Source organism: Aquabacterium sp. (genome assembly GCF_021768455.1).
GTDB lineage: Bacteria > Pseudomonadota > Gammaproteobacteria > Burkholderiales > Burkholderiaceae_C > Aquabacterium.
Window position 1 is genome coordinate 1 of the sequence record NZ_JAIZVX010000103.1, and the last position, 15993, is coordinate 15993.

A 15993-nucleotide genomic window follows, 5' to 3' on the forward strand; every position below is an offset into this window, starting at 1 on the left:
GCCCCTGCCTGGTGCTGGCCGGTGCCGGCTCGGGCAAGACGCGCGTGATCACCCACAAGATCGCCCGGCTGCTGCAGCCCGGCGAAGGCGCCGACCTGGCCCCCTCGCAGATCGGCGCCATCACCTTCACCAACAAGGCCGCCGCCGAAATGCGCGAGCGCGTGAAGGCCCTGATCGGGGCCAAGGCCGCCTCCAAGCTGCTGGTCTGCACCTTCCATTCGCTGGGCGTGCGCCTGCTGCGAGAAGACGGCGCCGTGCTGGGCCTCAAGCCCCAGTTCTCCATCCTGGACAGCGACGACGTCACCAGCATCCTGCGCGACGCCGGCGCCACCACCGACGCCAAGCTGGCCCGCAGCTGGCAATGGACGATCAGCCTGTGGAAGAACAACGGCCTCAACAGCAGCCAGGCCCTCAGCCAGTGCAAGACCGACGAAGAGGTGATCGCGGCCCGGGTGATGAAGCTCTATGAAGAGCGCCTGCTGGCCTACCAGGCGGTGGACTTCGACGACCTCATCGGCATGCCCCTGCGCCTGCTGGCCGAGCACCCCCACGTGGCCCACAAGTGGCAACGCCAGCTCAAGCACGTGCTGGTCGACGAATACCAGGACACCAACGCCACCCAGTACGAGCTGCTCAAGCTGCTGGTGGGCCCTCAGGGCATCTTCACCGCCGTGGGCGACGACGACCAGTCCATCTACGGCTGGCGCGGCGCCACGCTGGACAACCTCAAGCGCCTGCCGCAGGACTTCCCCAGCCTCAAGGTGATCCCGCTGGAGCAGAACTACCGCTCCACCTCGGCGATCCTGCGAGCGGCCAACCACGTGATCGCCACCAACCCCAAGCTCTTTCAGAAGACGCTGTGGTCGGACCTGGGCGAAGGCGACCCCGTCAAGCTGATGGAGTGTGACAACGAAGAGCACGAGGCCGAACGCACCGTGGCGCGCTTCCAGGCCATCCGCTCGGAGATCATGGCCAAGTACCCGGCCAACCCCGAGAAGGCCGAGTGGAGCCAGTTCGCCATCCTCTACCGCGCCAACCACCAGGCCCGCCCCTTCGAGGCGGCGCTGCGCAAGGCCAACATCCCCTACAAGGTGTCGGGCGGCCAGAGCTTTTTCGACAAGGCCGAGATCAAGGACCTCTGCTCCTGGCTGCGCCTGCTGCTCAACAACGACGACGACCCGGCCTTCCTGCGCGCCATCACCACGCCCAAGCGCGGCATCGGCCACCAGACGCTGGGCGCCCTGGGCGAGTTCGCGGGCAAGTGGAAGGTCAGCCTCTTTGAAGCGCTGTTTGCCGAATCGCTGCAGGCGGCCGTGCCCAAGCGGGCGCTGGAGGGGCTGCACGAGTTCGGCCGCTACGTGAACGAGTTCGAGTACCGCGCCCGCCAGACCTATGGCGCCGAGGCGGCCAAAGAGCTGCTGATGGACTGGCTCAAGGACATCGAGTACGAAAAGCACCTCTACGACAACGAAGAAAACGAGAAGGTGGCCGCAGCGCGCTGGAACAACGTGCTCGACTTCATCGACTGGGTGGCCAAGCGCTGCGGTGGCGAGATCGACAACGACGGCATCGCCATGGTCGAGTCCGAGAAGAAGAGCGTGATCGAGATCGCCCAGCTGATCTCCCTGATCACCAGCCTGGGCGAGCGGCAGAAGGAAGAGAAGATGGTGACGCTCTCGACGCTGCACGCCTCCAAGGGTCTGGAGTGGCCGCATGTGGTGATGGGCGGCGTGAACGAGGGCACCCTGCCCTTCTCGCGCGAAGAAGGCGAGATCGCACCGGCACAGGTGGAGGAAGAGCGCCGCCTGATGTACGTGGGCATCACCCGCGCCCGGCTGACCCTGGGCGTGAGCGTGCTCAAGCGCCGCAAGAAGGGCCGCGAGTACGTGCAGGCCACGCCCAGCCGCTTTGTTGCCGAGATGAAGCTGGGTGAAGGCGGCGGCCCCAAGGAAGACCCGCGGGAAAAGCTCAAGCGCCTGCGCGAAGAGATGGCGGCCAAGGCCAAGCTGAGCGCGGCCGCCGCCCGGGCGCAGTTGAGCTGAGCCAGGCGAAAAAAAACCCGAGTTCCAGAGAACTCGGGTTTGGAATCCACCAATGGAGATGGGTGGAGGAGACAAATGAAACAAGCCTGGGTGAGAGACTTGTTGGAAGCGGAAGTTCCGCCCCATTGATGGAAATTGTAGACGGGGCGCTGGAAACATGCAAGGGTTTTCACCTAGATTCATCCCCAGGCACAATCACAGCCCCTCCAGAGGACCCACGATCATGGAATGCACCATCCACTGGCAGCCCGCTTCGGGCATGGCCTTCTCCGCTGAAACCGGCAGCGGCCACATCATCAACATGGACGGCGCCCCCGAAGGCGGCGGACGCAACCTGGCCCCACGCCCCATGGAAACCGTGCTCGCGGGCACCGGTGGCTGCACGGCCTACGACGTGGTGCTGATCCTCAAGCGCGGCCGCCACGATGTGCGCGGCTGCCAGGTCAAGGTCACGGCCGAGCGCGCCGAGACCGACCCCAAGGTCTTCACCAAGGTCAACATGCACTTCACCGTGACCGGTGTGAACCTGACCGAGACGGCCGTGTCGCGCGCCATCCAGATGTCGCACGAGAAGTACTGCTCGGCCTCGATCATGATCGGCAAGACCGCCGAGATCACGACCAGCTTCGAGATCGTCGCCGCCTGATCAGATCCGGTGTGCGGTGGCCGTCATGACCTTGGCGGCCAGGCGCATCAGCCCGCGCACCGGCAAGGGCAAGGCCTTGGCGCCAGCCGCCTGGGCGGCATCGGCGTGCGCCACCTCGTCGTCGCGCATCTGGGCCACGATGGCCCGCGAGGCGTGGTCGCCTTCAGGCAGGCGGTCGAGGTGGCTGTTGAGGTGGGCTTCGACCTGCCGCTCGGTTTCGACCACAAAACCCAGGCTGGTGGCGTCACCCGCCTTGGCGGCCAGCAGGCCGATGCCATAGGCGCCCGCGTACCAGAGCGGGTTGAGCAGGCTGGTGCGGCCACCCAATTGCTTGAGGCGCTGTTCGGTCCAGGCCAGGTGATCGGTCTCTTCGCGCGCGGCGGCGTCGAACTGCGCCTTCAGGGCAGTGTCTGTCGTGCCCCAGGCCTGCGAGGCGTAGAGCGCCTGGGCGCAGACCTCGCCCACGTGGTTCACACGCATCAGGGCCGCCGACTGGCGCTTGTCGGCCTCGCTCAGCACCGCATCTTCCACCACCGGCTGCGGACAGGGGCGCGCCGCGGCGTGCTCGGCAAAGACCGTGCGCAGGGCCGAGTCCAGCGAGATCAGCAGGCGGTCCAGGCCGTCGTGTTGCACGGGGGAAGCGGGGTGGGCGGAGGCGGTGGTCATGGGCATGGCTCGGGAAAACACTCGGGGTTCATCCTAGCGCCGATCGGACGCCGCCCCCTTGCGCCGGCGCAGAGCCCCGCGCGATCACGGGGGCGGGTCGCGTCGAAATGGGGTCGGACCGGGGTCAGCGCTGCATCAGGCCGCGGCTTTTGGCGATCGACATGAGCATCCCCAGCATCACGCCCAGGGTGACCATGGCGGTGCCGCCGTAGCTGATGAAGGGCAAGGGCACCCCCACCACGGGCAGGATGCCGCTGACCATGCCCATGTTGACAAAGGCGTAGGTGAAGAAACTGAGCGACACGGCCCCGGCCAGCAGGCGCGAAAACAGCGTCGGCGCCTGGGCCCCGATGTAGAGCCCGCGGAAGATCAGGGCCAGGAAGCCCAGCATCAGCACCACGCCGCCGACCAGACCGTGTTCTTCGGCGTAGGCGGCGAAGGCGAAGTCGGTGGTGCGCTCGGGGATGAACTCCAGGTGCGTCTGGGTGCCCTGCATGAAGCCCTTGCCCGACACGCCTCCCGAGCCGATCGCGATCATGCCCTGGATGATGTGGAAGCCTTTGCCCAGCGGGTCGGTCGTGGGGTCGAGCAGGGTGCAGACGCGGTTCTTCTGGTAGTCGTGCAGGCCATGCCACTGGACCCCGGGCTGGCAGAGGTCGGACTGGTAGGAGACGATCAGGCCGATGCCCACCGCCCCCGTGAGCAGCACCGGCAGGATCAGGCGCCAGCTCAGGCCGGCGAAGAACATCACGTACAGGCCCGAGCTCATGACCAGCATGGCCGTGCCCAGGTCGGGCTGCTTGAGCACCAGGGCCACGGGCACGAGCAGCATGCCACCCGCCACCAGGAAATCGGGCGCGCGCAGCTGCCCCTCGCGGCGCTGGAACCACCAGGCCAGCATCAGCGGCGTGGCGATCTTGAGGATCTCGGAGGGCTGGATCTGGGTCACGCCCACGTTCAGCCAGCGGGTGGCGCCCTTCTTGGTGACGCCAAAAATGGCGGTGGCCACCAGCAGGATCACCCCCGCGGTGTAGAGCGGCACGGCCATGGCCATGAGGCGCTGCGGGGGCACCTGGGCCAGCACGAACATCAGCCCCGCGGCCAGCACCATGTTGCGCGACTGGTCGATGAAGCGGGTGCCGTGGTCAAAGCCCACCGAGTACATGTTGACCAGGCCCAGGCCGCACAGAAAGGCCACGATGCAGAGCAGGGGCAGGTCGAAGCCCTGAAACACGGGTGTGAGCCGCTGCAAGGCAGAGGGCTTGTCGAAAGCGGTGTTCATGGCTGCTCCCGTGAAGCGGCTTGGACAGGGGCCAGCACGACCGGTCGGCTGGGCGGCGCACTCGGCGCGGGGGCCGGCGCGGCCGGGGCAGAAGCGGTCACCGCGGCTTCTACCGCGGAAGCAGCAGGCACCGCCGAGGCCGCCCCGCTGGCCGCGATGGCGCCAGGCACCGGGGCCGAAGCGCCCAGGACGGGCACGTCGGCGCCAAAGGCGTCCAGGCCACGGGGCAGCGGCATGGCCGAGGCCACCCGCGGCTTGCCCACCGGCGCCGCGGCCTTGCCCTGCTGCACCAGGGCGATGTCTTCTTCGCTGGGGTACTGGTCCATCAGCAGGTAGTCGAGCACACGGCGTGCGATGGGGGCCGCGGCCTCGGCGCCAAAGCCGGAGTTCTCCACGATGATGGCCAGCGCCACGCGGGGGTTGTCCAGCGGGGCAAAGGCTTCGTAGAGGGAGTGGTCGCGCTTGTACTCGTCGACCTTGGAGGCCACGTACTTCTCGTTCTGACGCAGGCCCACGGCCTGGGCCGTGCCCGTCTTGCCGCCACTCAGGTAACCGGCGCCCATGAACACGCGGGTCGAGGTGCCCTCCTGGGTCACGCCGTGCATGGCCTGGCGGATCAGCGCCGTGTGCTCGGGCTTGAGCGCCAGGGGCGCAATGGCCTGGTTGGCACTGAGACGGCGCTCGCGGGTGACCACGTCTTCGATCTCGCGCACAACGCGGGGCTGGAAACGGTGCCCGTCGGCCACCACGGTGGAGAGCGCCGAGGCGATCTGCAGGATCGTGAAGCTGTTGTAGCCCTGGCCGATGCCCAGCGAGATGGTCTCACCGGCGTACCAGCGCTTCATCTCGGGGCGCTTGTAGGCGCGGCGCTTCCATTCGGTCGAAGGCAGGATGCCGGTGACCTCGCCCTTGAGGTCGATGCCGGTGAGGCGACCGAAGCCCAGGGGCTCCATCTGCTCGTGGATGGCGTCCACGCCCAGCTCGTTGGCCAGCGAATAGAAGTAGACGTTGGACGACTTGACGATGGCCCGGCGCATGTCCATCGGCCCGCCCTGCTCCCCGGCCGGGCTGCGGAACTGGTGCCCCCCGAAGTTGAAGATGCCGTTGTCCATGATGACGGTGTTCGGCCCGCGCTTGCCCGTGTTGAGCGAGGCCAGCGCCATGAAGGGCTTGTAGGTCGAGCCAGGCGGATAGGTGCCGCGCAGAGCACGGTTGAGCAGGGGCTTGTCGGGCGATTCGTTCAACTCGCGCCAGTTCTCGGCATCGATGCCATCGACAAAGAGGTTGGGATCGAAGGTCGGCTTGGAGACGAAGGCCAGCACCTCGCCATTGCGCGGGTCGATGGCAACCAGGGCGCCGCGGCGGTCGCCAAAGAGGCGCTCGATCAGGGCCTGCAGCTTGATGTCGATCGACAGGTGGATGGTGTTGCCCGGCGTGGCCGAGGTGGAACGCAGGCGGCGCACGGCCCGGCCACCGGCGCTGGTCTCGACCTCTTCGACGCCGGTGATGCCGTGCAACTCGCGCTCGTAGCTCTGCTCGATGCCCAGCTTGCCGATGTACTCGGTGCCGCGGTAGTTGGCCAGGTCTTCATCGGGCCACTCTTCCATGGCCTGCGCTTCACGCTGGTTGATGCGACCGATGTAGCCGAGCACGTGGCTGGCCAGTTCGCCATAGGGGTAGTGGCGGAACAGGCGGGCCTGGATGTCGACACCCGGGAAGCGGTAGCGCTGCGCCGTGAAACGGGCCACTTCCTTGTCGGTCAGCCGGGTGCGGATGGGAATGGACTCGAAACTCTTGGACTCTTCGCGCAGGCGCTTGAAGCGGCGGCGGTCGCGGGCCTGGATGTCGACGATCTGGGCGAGTTCGTCGATGGTGGCCTCGACGTCCTCCACCTTGGAGGGCGTGATCTCCAGGGTGTAGGCCGAGTAGTTGTTGGCCAGGACCACGCCGTGGCGGTCGACGATCAGGCCGCGGTTGGGCACGATGGGCACCACCGCGATGCGGTTGTTTTCGGCCTGGGTGGCCAGGTCGTCGTGGCGCACGATCTGCAGCACCGTGAGCCGGAAGGCCAGCAGGCCGAAGCAGAACAGCACGAAGCCCGCGGCCGCCCACAGGCGCGCCCGGTAGCGTCCCAGCTCGGCTTCGAGGTTCTTGAGTTCCGTCATGCCACCCATGCGCGCGCCTGTGTCACAGGGGGCGGTTCTTGTCGCGGTCGGGCGGGCGGCGCTGGGGCGCCAGCAGCACGAAGGCCGCCACCGGCCAGAGCAGCGATTCGGCCAGCGGGGCCACCAGCAGGCTCCAGCCCGGGAAGCCGGCACCGGCGATCAGGCGCACCAGCAGCGAGACGGCGTGTGCCGCCACGAACAGGGGCACGATCTGCACGGCCTGCGAGGCCACCGTGAACCACAGCAGGCGGCGGTGCACGGTGATGGCGAAGAAGCTCAGCAGGGTGTAGGCCAGGGCGTGCTGACCCAGCAGGGCGCCCTGGTGCACGTCCATGATGAGGCCGAAGACGAAGGCGGCGCCCACGCCCACCCGGCGCGGCTGGTGCACGTTCCAGAAGACCAGGGCCACGGCCAGCACGTCGGGCACACCGGCCCAGCGCCCCGTGGGCAGCAGGTTGCACATCAGGGCCACGGCCAGCGAGAACCAGACGAACACCGGGTTGGCCGGCAGCAGCAGCTCATTGCCACGGGGCATCATGGGTGGGCTCCCGAGGCCGCGGTCTTGGCGGCGGCCGGATGGTGTTTGCCGTGGCGGCTGGCCGCATCGGAGGCGGACGCTGCGGCCGAGGCCGCATCCGCCGGGCGCTCGGGCAGGCGCGAACCGACCGGGTCGAGCAGCAGCACATGGCGGGTGCTGTCGGCATGGGCCAGGGTGCTCAGGCTGATGCGGGCAAAGGCCGAGTCGGCCCGGCGGTCGACGCGCAGCACCTTGGCCACCGGCAGGCCGGCGGGGTAGACGCCATCCAGGCCCGAGGTCTGCAGCTCGTCGCCCACCTGCACATCGGCGTTGCCGGCCATGAAGCGCAGCTCCATGCCGCGCGCCTGCGGCGTCCCGTAGGCCACGCCCCGCTGCTGCGTGCGCACATTGACCACGGGCACGGCCGCGTCCTTGTCGGTCACCAGGGTGACCTCGGCGGTCAGCGGGTAGACGCGGGTGACCTGGCCCAGCACGCCGGCCTCGTCGATCACGGGCGCGCCCAGGGACACGCCCTGGCTGCTGCCCTGGTCGATCACGACCTTGCGGGTGAAAGGATCGGGGGCGTCGTAAAGCACCTCGGCGGCACGCGTGCCCACTTCGATGCGGGGACGCAGTTCGAGCAGTTCGCGCAGCCGGGCGTTTTCGCGCTCCAGCTGGTTCATGCGCATCACGCGCTCGGACTGGGCGGTGAGCAGGCGCTGGGCACGGGCCTGCATCTGGCGGGCCTCGTCCATGCCGGAGAAGTAATGCGTGAGCCCGTCCCACCAGCGCGAGGGCGCCAGCAGGGCCTCTTCCACCGGGTGCAGCACGGTGGCCACCACGGCGCGCAGGGGCTGCGTCACCTTCCAGCGGGTGTCGGCCACCATCAGGAAGACGGCCAGTGCCGCGAAAAACAGCAGGCGCGTGAACGCCGAAGGCCCTTGCTTGAAGAAGGGCGGGGGGGAGCGGTCCAGCGTGGCCAGCGGCATGGTGGCGGTCAACTCCTCAAGCGGAGGCCAGGTGAAGCGGTGCCAGACAAGGAACAGGCCCCGCGCACGGGGCCCTCATCGACAGGAAGGGAGAAGGGCTTATTCCGACGTGAAGATGGAACCCAGGCGCTCCATGCGCTCCAGGGCCATGCCGCAACCACGCACCACGCAGGTCAGCGGGTCTTCGGCCACCAGCACGGGCAGGCCGGTTTCTTCGGCCAGCAGGCGATCGAGGTCGCGCAACAGGGCGCCACCGCCGGTCAGCATCATGCCGCGCTCGGCGATGTCGGCACCCAGCTCGGGCGGGGTCTGCTCCAGCGCGTTCTTCACGGCCGACACGATCTGGTTCAGCGGATCGGTCAGGGCTTCCAGGATCTCGTTGGACGAGATGGTGAAGCTGCGCGGCACGCCTTCGGACAGGTTACGGCCCTTGACTTCCATTTCCTTGACTTCGGAGCCAGGGAAAGCAGAACCGATTTCCTTCTTGATGGCCTCGGCGGTGGGCTCACCAATCAGCATGCCGTAGTTGCGGCGGATGTAGTTGATGATGGCTTCGTCGAACTTGTCGCCGCCCACGCGGACCGAGCCCTTGTAGACCATGCCGCCCAGCGAGATCACGCCCACTTCCGTGGTGCCGCCGCCGATGTCGACCACCATGGAGCCGGAGGCTTCGGACACCGGCAGGCCGGCACCGATGGCAGCGGCCATGGGTTCTTCGATCAGGTAGACCTCGGAGGCGCCAGCACCCAGGGCCGATTCACGGATGGCGCGGCGCTCGACCTGGGTGGAGCCGCAGGGCACGCAGATGATGATGCGCGGGCTGGGCTTCAAGACCGAGCGCGGGTGCACCATCTTGATGAACTGCTTGAGCATCTGCTCGGTGACGGTGAAGTCGGCGATCACGCCGTCCTTCATCGGGCGGATGGCCTCGATGTTGCCGGGGACCTTGCCCAGCATGGCCTTGGCCTCGGTGCCCACGGCCTGGATGGTCTTCTTGCCGTTGGGGCCGCCTTCGTGGCGGATGGACACCACCGAAGGCTCGTCCAGCACGATGCCCTTGTCACGCACGTAAATCAGCGTGTTGGCGGTGCCCAGGTCGATGGCCAGGTCGGTCGAAAAATACTTGCGAAACATTCCGTACATGCAGCTCACTCCAGCGGGGGTTTGGGCGGGCCTGCTGGCGGCCTCGGCAGGCACGGACAAACTCACGCGCGGGAGGCTGGCAAACGGGCGGGCGACAAACCCTGAAAACAAGGCGCGCAGCCGACCTTCAAGCCAGGCTGCGCGACAGAAAACAGCGGCCATGAACCTCGTGCACGCCGGCCTGTTGGCACGGCAGACATCCAGCCCATGGATAACCTAGGATAATACCCCAAGGCCCTGCCAATCCTGCCCGCCAAAGGGGCGCATGAACGAGTGCTTGCACCTCACACAAGTGGGAACCGCGCGCTCGGACCACGCGCAGTCGGGGCCATGACCGTTACCCCTGGATGAAGCCCATGGCCTTGACCCCCACCGACGTCAGCCGCATTGCCCAGCTCGCGCGCCTTGAACTGCGCGACGACGAGCAGGCCGCGATGCTGACGCAGCTCAACGAGTTCTTCGGCATCGTCGAAAAGATGCGCGCGGTCGACACCTCCGGCGTCGAGCCTCTTTACACACCTTTATCTGCCATCGAAGACGTCACGCTGCGTTTGCGCGACGACGTGGTCAGCGAAGGCAACGACCGCGAGGCCAACATGGCCAACGCCCCGGCCCGCGATGGCGGCCTCTTCCTCGTGCCCAAGGTGATCGAATGAGCGCCCTGCCCTCCGCCCTCCATGACCTGACCCTGGCCCAGCAAAGCGCCCAACTGGCCGCAGGCCAGACCACCTCGGTGGCCCTGACCCGCCACGCCCTGGACCGCATCGCCGCCCACACCGAACTGGGCGCCTTCCTGCACGTGGACGCCGATGGCGCCCTGGCCGCGGCCGCTGCCTCCGATGCCCGCCGCGCCGCCGGCGCCGCCTTTGGCCCGCTGGACGGCGTGCCCATCGCGCACAAGGACATCTTCGTGACCCAGGGCCTGCCTACCACGGCCGCCTCGAAGATGCTGAAGGGCTACCAGAGCCCGTTCGACGCCACCGTCGTGGCCCAACTCAAGGCCGCCGGCGTGGTCAACGTGGGCAAGCTCAACTGCGACGAGTTCGCCATGGGCGGCGCCAACGAGAACTCGGCCTACAGCCCGGCCCGCAACCCCTGGGACACCACCCGCATCCCCGGCGGCTCCTCGGGCGGCTCGGCTGTGGCCGTGGCGGCGCGCCTGGTGGCCGCGGCCACCGGCACCGACACCGGCGGCTCGATCCGCCAGCCGGCGGCGCTCACGGGCATCACCGGCATCAAGCCGACCTACGGCCGCTGCTCGCGCTACGGCATGATCGCCTTCGCCTCCAGCCTGGACCAGGCCGGCCCCATGGCCCGCACGGCCGAAGACTGCGCCCTGCTGCTGCAGGCCATGAGCGGCTTCGACGAACGCGACGCCACCAGCGCCCAGCAGCCCGTGCCGGATTTCGTGGCCGCGCTGAACACGCTGCGCCCCGGCGCCACCGCCGAGCAGCCCCTGAGCGGCCTCCGCGTGGGCGTGCCCAAGGAGTTCTTTGGCGAAGGCGTGAGCCCCGACGTGCTGGCCGCCACCCGCGCCGCCCTGGCCCAGCTGGAACAGCTCGGTGCCACCCTGGTCGACGTGAGCCTGCCGCGCACGGAGCTGTCGATCCCCGTGTACTACATCATCGCGCCGGCCGAGGCCTCGTCCAACCTGAGCCGCTTTGATGGCGTCAAGTTCGGCCATCGCGCTGCCAAGTACAGCGATCTGAACGACATGTACCGCAAGACCCGCGCCGAAGGCTTTGGACCCGAGGTCAAGCGCCGGATCATGATCGGGGCCTACGTGCTCAGCCATGGCTACTACGACGCCTATTACCTGCAGGCCCAGAAATTGCGCCGCATGATCGCCGACGACTTCCAGGCCGCCTTCCAGGTCTGCGACGTGATCGCCGGCCCCGTGGCCCCCTCGGTGGCCCGGACCCTGGGCTCGCAGACCGACCCGGTGGCCGAGTACCTGGCCGACATCTTCACCCTGCCCGCCTCGCTCGCCGGCCTGCCCGGCATGAGCGTGCCCGCCGGCTTCGGCGAAGGCGGCCTGCCCGTGGGCCTGCAGCTCATCGGCAACTACTGGCAGGAGGCCGGGCTGCTGCACACGGCCCACGCCTTCCAGCAGGCCACCGACTGGCACACCCGCACGCCCGCCACCCTGGCCTGATCACGCGAGACACACACCATGAGTTCCCCAGCGAGTTCCCTGATGGTCCGCGGCTACGAGGTCGTCATCGGCCTGGAGACGCACGTCCAGCTCTCGACGCAATCGAAGATCTTCTCGGGCGCGTCCACCCAGTTCGGCGCCGAGCCCAACACCCAGTCCTGCCCCGTGGACCTGGCCCTGCCCGGCAGCCTGCCGGTGATGAACAAGGGCGCGGTCGAACGCGCCATCGAGTTCGGCCTGGCCGTGGGCGCCCACGTGGCCCCGCGCTCGATCTTTGCGCGCAAGAACTACTTCTACCCCGACCTGCCCAAGGGCTACCAGATCAGCCAGTACGAGATCCCGGTGGTGCAAGGCGGCTCGGTGAGCTTCTTTGTGGGCGACCAGCCCCACACGGTGCGCCTGGTGCGCGCCCACCTGGAAGAAGACGCGGGCAAGTCCCTGCACGATGACTTCAGCGGCTGGCAGGGCGAAAAGTCCAGCGGCATCGACCTGAACCGCGCCGGCACCCCCTTGCTGGAGATCGTGACCGAGCCCGACATGCACGCCAGCGTGGAGGCGGCCGAGTACGCCCGCGCCCTGCACACCCTGGTGGTGTGGCTGGGCATCTGCGACGGCAACATGCAGGAAGGCTCCTTCCGCTGCGACGTGAACGTGTCGGTGCGCCGCCCGGGCGCGCCGCTGGGCACGCGCCGCGAGATCAAGAACCTCAACAGCTTCAAGCACATCGTTCAAGCCACGGACTTCGAGATCAACTGGCAGATCGACGAGCTGGAAGACGGCCGCGCCATCCAGCAGGCCACGGTGCTCTTCAACCCGGACACGGGCGAGACGCGCGCCATGCGCACCAAGGAAGACGCGCACGACTACCGCTACTTCCCCGACCCCGACCTGCCGCCGCTGGTGATCGCGCCAGAGTGGGTCGAGCGCGTGAAGGCGAAGATGCCGGAGCTGCCCCGCGCAAAGGCAGAAAGCTTCGAACGAGATTTCGGACTCTCCACCTATGACTCAGCAATGCTCACCCAGAGCAAGGAATTCGCTAGTTACTTTGACGAACTAGTTAAGTGGAGTGGCGAACCAAAGCTTTCTGCAAACTGGATGCTTGGCGAGTTGTCTGCGCTGATGAACAAGCTCCAACTCCCGATCGGTGACCCTGAGATCCCAAATCCCGTTGAGCTCGGCGCATTGATTCGTCGCATCAAAGACGGAACCATTTCCAATCAAGGCGCAAAAACTACCTTCCAAGAACTCGTTTCACGCAAACGTGCAGAACTGGAAAACTTCGCGGCTGCTCTTGCCTGCGTCGACGCCATCATCGCGGAGAAGGACCTCAAGCAGATGAGCGACACCGGCGAGCTGGAACGCATCCTCGACGAGGTGCTGGCCGCCAACGCCAAGTCGGTGGAGGAATTCCGCGCCGGCAAGGACAAGGCCTTCAACGCCCTGGTGGGTCAGGCCATGAAGGCCACCAAGGGCAAGGCCAACCCCAGCGCCGTCAACGAGTTGCTGAAGAAGAAGCTGGCGGGTTGACGCCACCCAGGCCGCCGGGACCTGCCGGCGGCACATCGGGCACCGAGCCCGGCGCCGCCCCGGCCCAGAGCTTGCGCAGGCGCGCGAGCTCGGCGTCATACAGGCCGTTGATGCGGACCATCTCGGCCTTCTGGTTGTCGATGATGTCGCGCTGGGCCTGCTGCTGGGCCTCGTTGGCTTCCATGCGGGTCTTGAGCGGCAGGGGCAGGCGTTTGCCCTTGTAGAACTCGGCTTCGGCCAGCAGGGGCTTGCGCTCTTCCTGCAGGATGAGCACCTGTTTTTCGGACGTGGCGATGGCCTTGCGCAGGTCGTCCAGCGCGGCCTCGCGGCCCTTGTTGTGCGCCGCCTCGTTGGGGAAGCGCAGCATCAGGTTGCGATCGCGGCGGACGGCGTCCTTGTGCGCGGCCGCGAGCTGCGCGGCCTGGCGCTGGCGCTCTTCTTCGGCGGCGCGTTCCTCCGCGTTCATGCGCGGCGGCAGGGTCTGGCGCTGGGAGCCGTCCTTGTTGAGCACGCGCTGTTCGCGGTCCAGGCACTCGGGGATGGGCCGATCGGAGGTGTGGCGCTTGCCTGAGGCGTCGACGCAGGAATAGATGCCCGCGGCCTGCGCCAGCGGCGTCACCGACGCGCCCCACAAGCCCGCACAGACGGCGACGACCCCACCCAGCACCCGGCACGCAGCCAGGGGGCCTGAAAGGGGAATCCGGTACGACGTCATGGGCAGGGTCCAGTGTGAACGCTTCAGACGCCGTAACGTTGGCGGTAGGCCAGCACCGCAGGGTGGAAAGCCGACAGCGCCGGGTCGGATTGCGCATCCAGATACTGCAACAAATCGGCCAGGCTGGCGATGGCCACCACGGGCAATCCGTAGTGCTGCTCCACCTGCTGCACGGCGCTCTCGGCCGCGTCCACGCCGTTGGCGGTGGCCTTTTCCTGGCGGTCGAGGGCGATGGTGACGCCGCAGGGGGTGGCGCCGGCGGCCTTGATCAGCTCGATGGACTCGCGCACCGAGGTGCCGGCGGAGATCACGTCGTCGATGATGAGCACGCGGCCCTGCACGGGGGCGCCGACCAGGGTGCCGCCTTCGCCGTGGTCCTTGGCTTCCTTGCGGTTGTAGGCGAAGGGCTTGTTGTGGCCCAGGCGGGCCAGCTCGATGGACACGGCGGCCGCCAGGGTGATGCCCTTGTAGGCCGGGCCGAAGAGCATGTCGAACTGCAGGCCGGAGGCCACGAGGCGCTGTGCATAGAATTCAGCCAGGCGGCCCAGCTTGGCGCCGTCGTCGAACAAGCCAGCGTTGAAGAAGTACGGCGAGAGCCGGCCGGCCTTGGTCTTGAATTCCCCGAACCGCAGCACCTTGGATTGCACCGCGAAGGCCACGAAGTCCTGGGCGAGTGCGTTGTTCGAGGGTGTGTTGCTCATGATGGATGGTGTCTTGTGTTTCGTCTGGTGTCTCTCAACCTCAATGGCATCCGTTCGGCGGCCAACAAGGGGCTCGCGCCCTGGGCTGAATCTGTCTCGGCAGATTGTATGGGCGTGCAGGAGCTCAAGGCCCAGGCAGCCGACCTGACCCCTGCTTTGTCTGTCATCGACGGCATGCCGGGCCACTTTCACCATGCGGAGAAGAAGGGGTATTCGGGCGTGGGGCTGTACACGCGCCACACGCCTTCGGACGTGCTGATCGGCCTGGGCGCCTCGGACTCCACGGGCGAGTTCGACGCCGAAGGGCGCTATGTGGAGCTGCGCTTCGACAAGCCGGGCCGCAAGCTTTCGCTGATCAGCTGCTATTTCCCCAGCGGCTCGAGCAGCGAAGAGCGCCAGGCCGCCAAGTTCCGCTTCCTCGATGTGATCTGGCCCCATCTGGCCGCGCTGCGCGCCGAGCGCGAGTTCATCCTGATCGGCGACGTGAACATCGCGCACCACGAAAAGGACCTGAAGAACTGGAAGGGCAACCTGAAGAACTCGGGCTTCCTGCCGGAGGAGCGCGCCTGGATGACGAAATTGCTGGACCCGGCCGGCGAGGTGGGCCTCGTCGACGTCTACCGCAACCTGCACCCCGAGGCCACCGAAGATTGCTACACGTGGTGGAGCAACCGCGGGCAGGCCCGCGCCAAGAACGTGGGCTGGCGCATCGACTACCACCTGGCGACGCCAGGCCTGGCCGCCACGGCCAAAACGGCCAGCGTCTACAAGGACCAGTGGTTCAGCGACCATGCGCCGCTGACGGTGGATTACGACTTCAGCCTCTGAGTCAGGGCAGCGGCGCCGTACGGGGCGGGGTGAGCGAGGTCGGCATCGGCCAGGAAGGCCATGGTCCAGTCGGCGTAGGCGCGCTGGGCCAGGGGCTCGCGCAAGGGCTCGGTGAGGTCGCGGTGCAGGGGCGACGCCTGGATGCGCGCGAAGATGCGATCCAGCCCATCGGCCGGGCCTTCGAGGTACTGCATGAAGCGGCCTTGCAGGAAGAGCAGGATGCCGGTCACGCCTTCCGCCTGGTTGTGCTGGCGGGCCGCGACCAGCAACTGCGCCAGTTCGGCGTGCCGCAGGGGCCTCACGGCCAGCGATCGGTAGGTGAGGGAGTACAGGACGGGGGCATCGGTCAGGATCGGGGACATGGGAACTCCGGGGCAAGCGGCCTCGCCGCACCGTGGCAAGGCTGGCGCGCTGGCACGCCCGTGTCTGTGCGCCATCGCACAAAGGCCCAGCGGCGCCAGCCCCGCTTCCCCCTGGGGGATAATCGACAGCAGATTCACCACGCTGGCGGCAATGGCGCCGCGGTGTGGTCGACAAAGGCGTTGACGGGGCCTCCATCGAGAGCGCGCCCGGCAGCGCCTTTTTTTGTGCCCCGCCGTGCAGCCGGAAGCCCACCC

At 67.6% G+C, this 15993-nt stretch carries 15 protein-coding genes; 6 read left to right on the plus strand and 9 right to left on the minus strand.

Annotation, left to right across the window (positions count from 1 at the left end):
* Both QZ994_RS13610 and QZ994_RS13615 read left to right on the plus strand, forming a co-directional pair.
* The coding region (locus QZ994_RS13610) for an ATP-dependent helicase (RefSeq protein ID WP_290872498.1) at nt 1-2042 on the plus strand (2042 nt) is incomplete at its 5' end.
* Between the two features lie 223 nt (nt 2043-2265).
* Nucleotides 2266-2688 carry an OsmC family protein gene (locus QZ994_RS13615; protein WP_290872501.1) on the plus strand — a complete coding sequence of 141 codons (423 nt, stop codon included), beginning with the start codon at nt 2266-2268 and terminating at the stop codon, nt 2686-2688.
* On the opposite strand, the gene coq7 is transcribed toward QZ994_RS13615, so the two are convergent.
* From coq7 to QZ994_RS13645, 6 genes are all read right to left on the minus strand, one after another.
* Nucleotides 2689-3354 (minus strand): 2-polyprenyl-3-methyl-6-methoxy-1,4-benzoquinone monooxygenase, encoded by a 666-nt coding sequence (coq7, locus tag QZ994_RS13620; protein ID WP_290872504.1) that lies wholly within the window; start codon nt 3352-3354, stop codon nt 2689-2691. It abuts the gene before it with no gap.
* Between the two features lie 124 nt (nt 3355-3478).
* Entirely contained in the window at nt 3479-4636 is a 1158-nt protein-coding gene (gene rodA, locus QZ994_RS13625; RefSeq protein ID WP_290872507.1) for a rod shape-determining protein RodA, read from the minus strand.
* Nucleotides 4633-6801: a penicillin-binding protein 2 gene (gene mrdA, locus QZ994_RS13630; RefSeq protein WP_290872536.1), complete on the minus strand. Its 2169-nt coding sequence runs from the start codon at nt 6799-6801 to the stop codon at nt 4633-4635. The genes rodA and mrdA overlap by 4 nt, the downstream gene beginning before the upstream one ends.
* A gap of 22 nt (nt 6802-6823) precedes the next feature.
* Nucleotides 6824-7339 carry a rod shape-determining protein MreD gene (mreD, locus tag QZ994_RS13635; RefSeq protein ID WP_290872510.1) on the minus strand — a complete coding sequence of 172 codons (516 nt, stop codon included), beginning with the start codon at nt 7337-7339 and terminating at the stop codon, nt 6824-6826.
* Nucleotides 7336-8319 carry a rod shape-determining protein MreC gene (mreC, locus tag QZ994_RS13640; protein ID WP_367172315.1) on the minus strand — a complete coding sequence of 328 codons (984 nt, stop codon included), beginning with the start codon at nt 8317-8319 and terminating at the stop codon, nt 7336-7338. The genes mreD and mreC overlap by 4 nt, the downstream gene beginning before the upstream one ends.
* Before the next feature lie 87 nt (nt 8320-8406).
* Nucleotides 8407-9450 (minus strand): rod shape-determining protein, encoded by a 1044-nt coding sequence (locus QZ994_RS13645; protein ID WP_290872514.1) that lies wholly within the window; start codon nt 9448-9450, stop codon nt 8407-8409.
* A 356-nt stretch (nt 9451-9806) separates the two neighbouring features.
* On the opposite strand from QZ994_RS13645, the gene gatC reads away from it, so the two are divergent.
* From gatC to gatB, 3 genes are read left to right on the plus strand one after another with little or no spacing between them, the layout of a single operon-like run.
* Nucleotides 9807-10106 (plus strand): Asp-tRNA(Asn)/Glu-tRNA(Gln) amidotransferase subunit GatC, encoded by a 300-nt coding sequence (gatC, locus tag QZ994_RS13650; protein WP_290872517.1) that lies wholly within the window; start codon nt 9807-9809, stop codon nt 10104-10106.
* Nucleotides 10103-11605: an Asp-tRNA(Asn)/Glu-tRNA(Gln) amidotransferase subunit GatA gene (gene gatA, locus QZ994_RS13655; protein WP_290872519.1), complete on the plus strand. Its 1503-nt coding sequence runs from the start codon at nt 10103-10105 to the stop codon at nt 11603-11605. The genes gatC and gatA overlap by 4 nt, the downstream gene beginning before the upstream one ends.
* Nucleotides 11606-11623: 18 nt before the next feature.
* Nucleotides 11624-13132, plus strand: coding sequence for an Asp-tRNA(Asn)/Glu-tRNA(Gln) amidotransferase subunit GatB (gene gatB, locus QZ994_RS13660; protein ID WP_290872522.1), 1509 nt, complete (start codon nt 11624-11626; stop codon nt 13130-13132).
* On the opposite strand, the gene QZ994_RS13665 is transcribed toward gatB, so the two are convergent.
* Together QZ994_RS13665 and pyrE are read right to left on the minus strand one after the other, a co-directional pair.
* Nucleotides 13098-13847 (minus strand): DUF4124 domain-containing protein, encoded by a 750-nt coding sequence (locus QZ994_RS13665; protein ID WP_290872524.1) that lies wholly within the window; start codon nt 13845-13847, stop codon nt 13098-13100. The two genes, gatB and QZ994_RS13665, sit on opposite strands and share 35 nt — an antisense overlap.
* Before the next feature lie 23 nt (nt 13848-13870).
* Nucleotides 13871-14548 (minus strand): orotate phosphoribosyltransferase, encoded by a 678-nt coding sequence (pyrE, locus tag QZ994_RS13670; protein ID WP_290872527.1) that lies wholly within the window; start codon nt 14546-14548, stop codon nt 13871-13873.
* A gap of 15 nt (nt 14549-14563) precedes the next feature.
* On the opposite strand from pyrE, the gene QZ994_RS13675 reads away from it, so the two are divergent.
* Nucleotides 14564-15376, plus strand: coding sequence for an exodeoxyribonuclease III (locus tag QZ994_RS13675; RefSeq protein WP_290872530.1), 813 nt, complete (start codon nt 14564-14566; stop codon nt 15374-15376).
* Here the strand turns inward: QZ994_RS13675 and QZ994_RS13680 are convergent.
* The gene (locus QZ994_RS13680) at nt 15358-15738 is read right to left on the minus strand and encodes a BLUF domain-containing protein (protein ID WP_290872533.1); all 381 of its coding nucleotides are present in this window, start codon (nt 15736-15738) and stop codon (nt 15358-15360) included. The two genes, QZ994_RS13675 and QZ994_RS13680, sit on opposite strands and share 19 nt — an antisense overlap.
* Between the last annotated feature and the right edge of the window lie 255 nt (nt 15739-15993).

What these genes read in the sequence shown, in the direction of transcription:
- QZ994_RS13615 (WP_290872501.1), top strand. Translation starts at nt 2,266, where the DNA reads ATGGAATGCACCATCCACTGGCAGCCCGCTTCGGGCATGGCCTTCTCC.
- coq7 (WP_290872504.1), bottom strand. Translation starts at nt 3,354, where the DNA reads ATGACCACCGCCTCCGCCCACCCCGCTTCCCCCGTGCAACACGACGGC.
- rodA (WP_290872507.1), bottom strand. Translation starts at nt 4,636, where the DNA reads ATGAACACCGCTTTCGACAAGCCCTCTGCCTTGCAGCGGCTCACACCC.
- mrdA (WP_290872536.1), bottom strand. Translation starts at nt 6,801, where the DNA reads ATGACGGAACTCAAGAACCTCGAAGCCGAGCTGGGACGCTACCGGGCG.
- mreD (WP_290872510.1), bottom strand. Translation starts at nt 7,339, where the DNA reads ATGATGCCCCGTGGCAATGAGCTGCTGCTGCCGGCCAACCCGGTGTTC.
- QZ994_RS13645 (WP_290872514.1), bottom strand. Translation starts at nt 9,450, where the DNA reads ATGTACGGAATGTTTCGCAAGTATTTTTCGACCGACCTGGCCATCGAC.
- gatC (WP_290872517.1), top strand. Translation starts at nt 9,807, where the DNA reads ATGGCCTTGACCCCCACCGACGTCAGCCGCATTGCCCAGCTCGCGCGC.
- gatA (WP_290872519.1), top strand. Translation starts at nt 10,103, where the DNA reads ATGAGCGCCCTGCCCTCCGCCCTCCATGACCTGACCCTGGCCCAGCAA.
- gatB (WP_290872522.1), top strand. Translation starts at nt 11,624, where the DNA reads ATGAGTTCCCCAGCGAGTTCCCTGATGGTCCGCGGCTACGAGGTCGTC.
- QZ994_RS13665 (WP_290872524.1), bottom strand. Translation starts at nt 13,847, where the DNA reads ATGACGTCGTACCGGATTCCCCTTTCAGGCCCCCTGGCTGCGTGCCGG.
- pyrE (WP_290872527.1), bottom strand. Translation starts at nt 14,548, where the DNA reads ATGAGCAACACACCCTCGAACAACGCACTCGCCCAGGACTTCGTGGCC.
- QZ994_RS13680 (WP_290872533.1), bottom strand. Translation starts at nt 15,738, where the DNA reads ATGTCCCCGATCCTGACCGATGCCCCCGTCCTGTACTCCCTCACCTAC.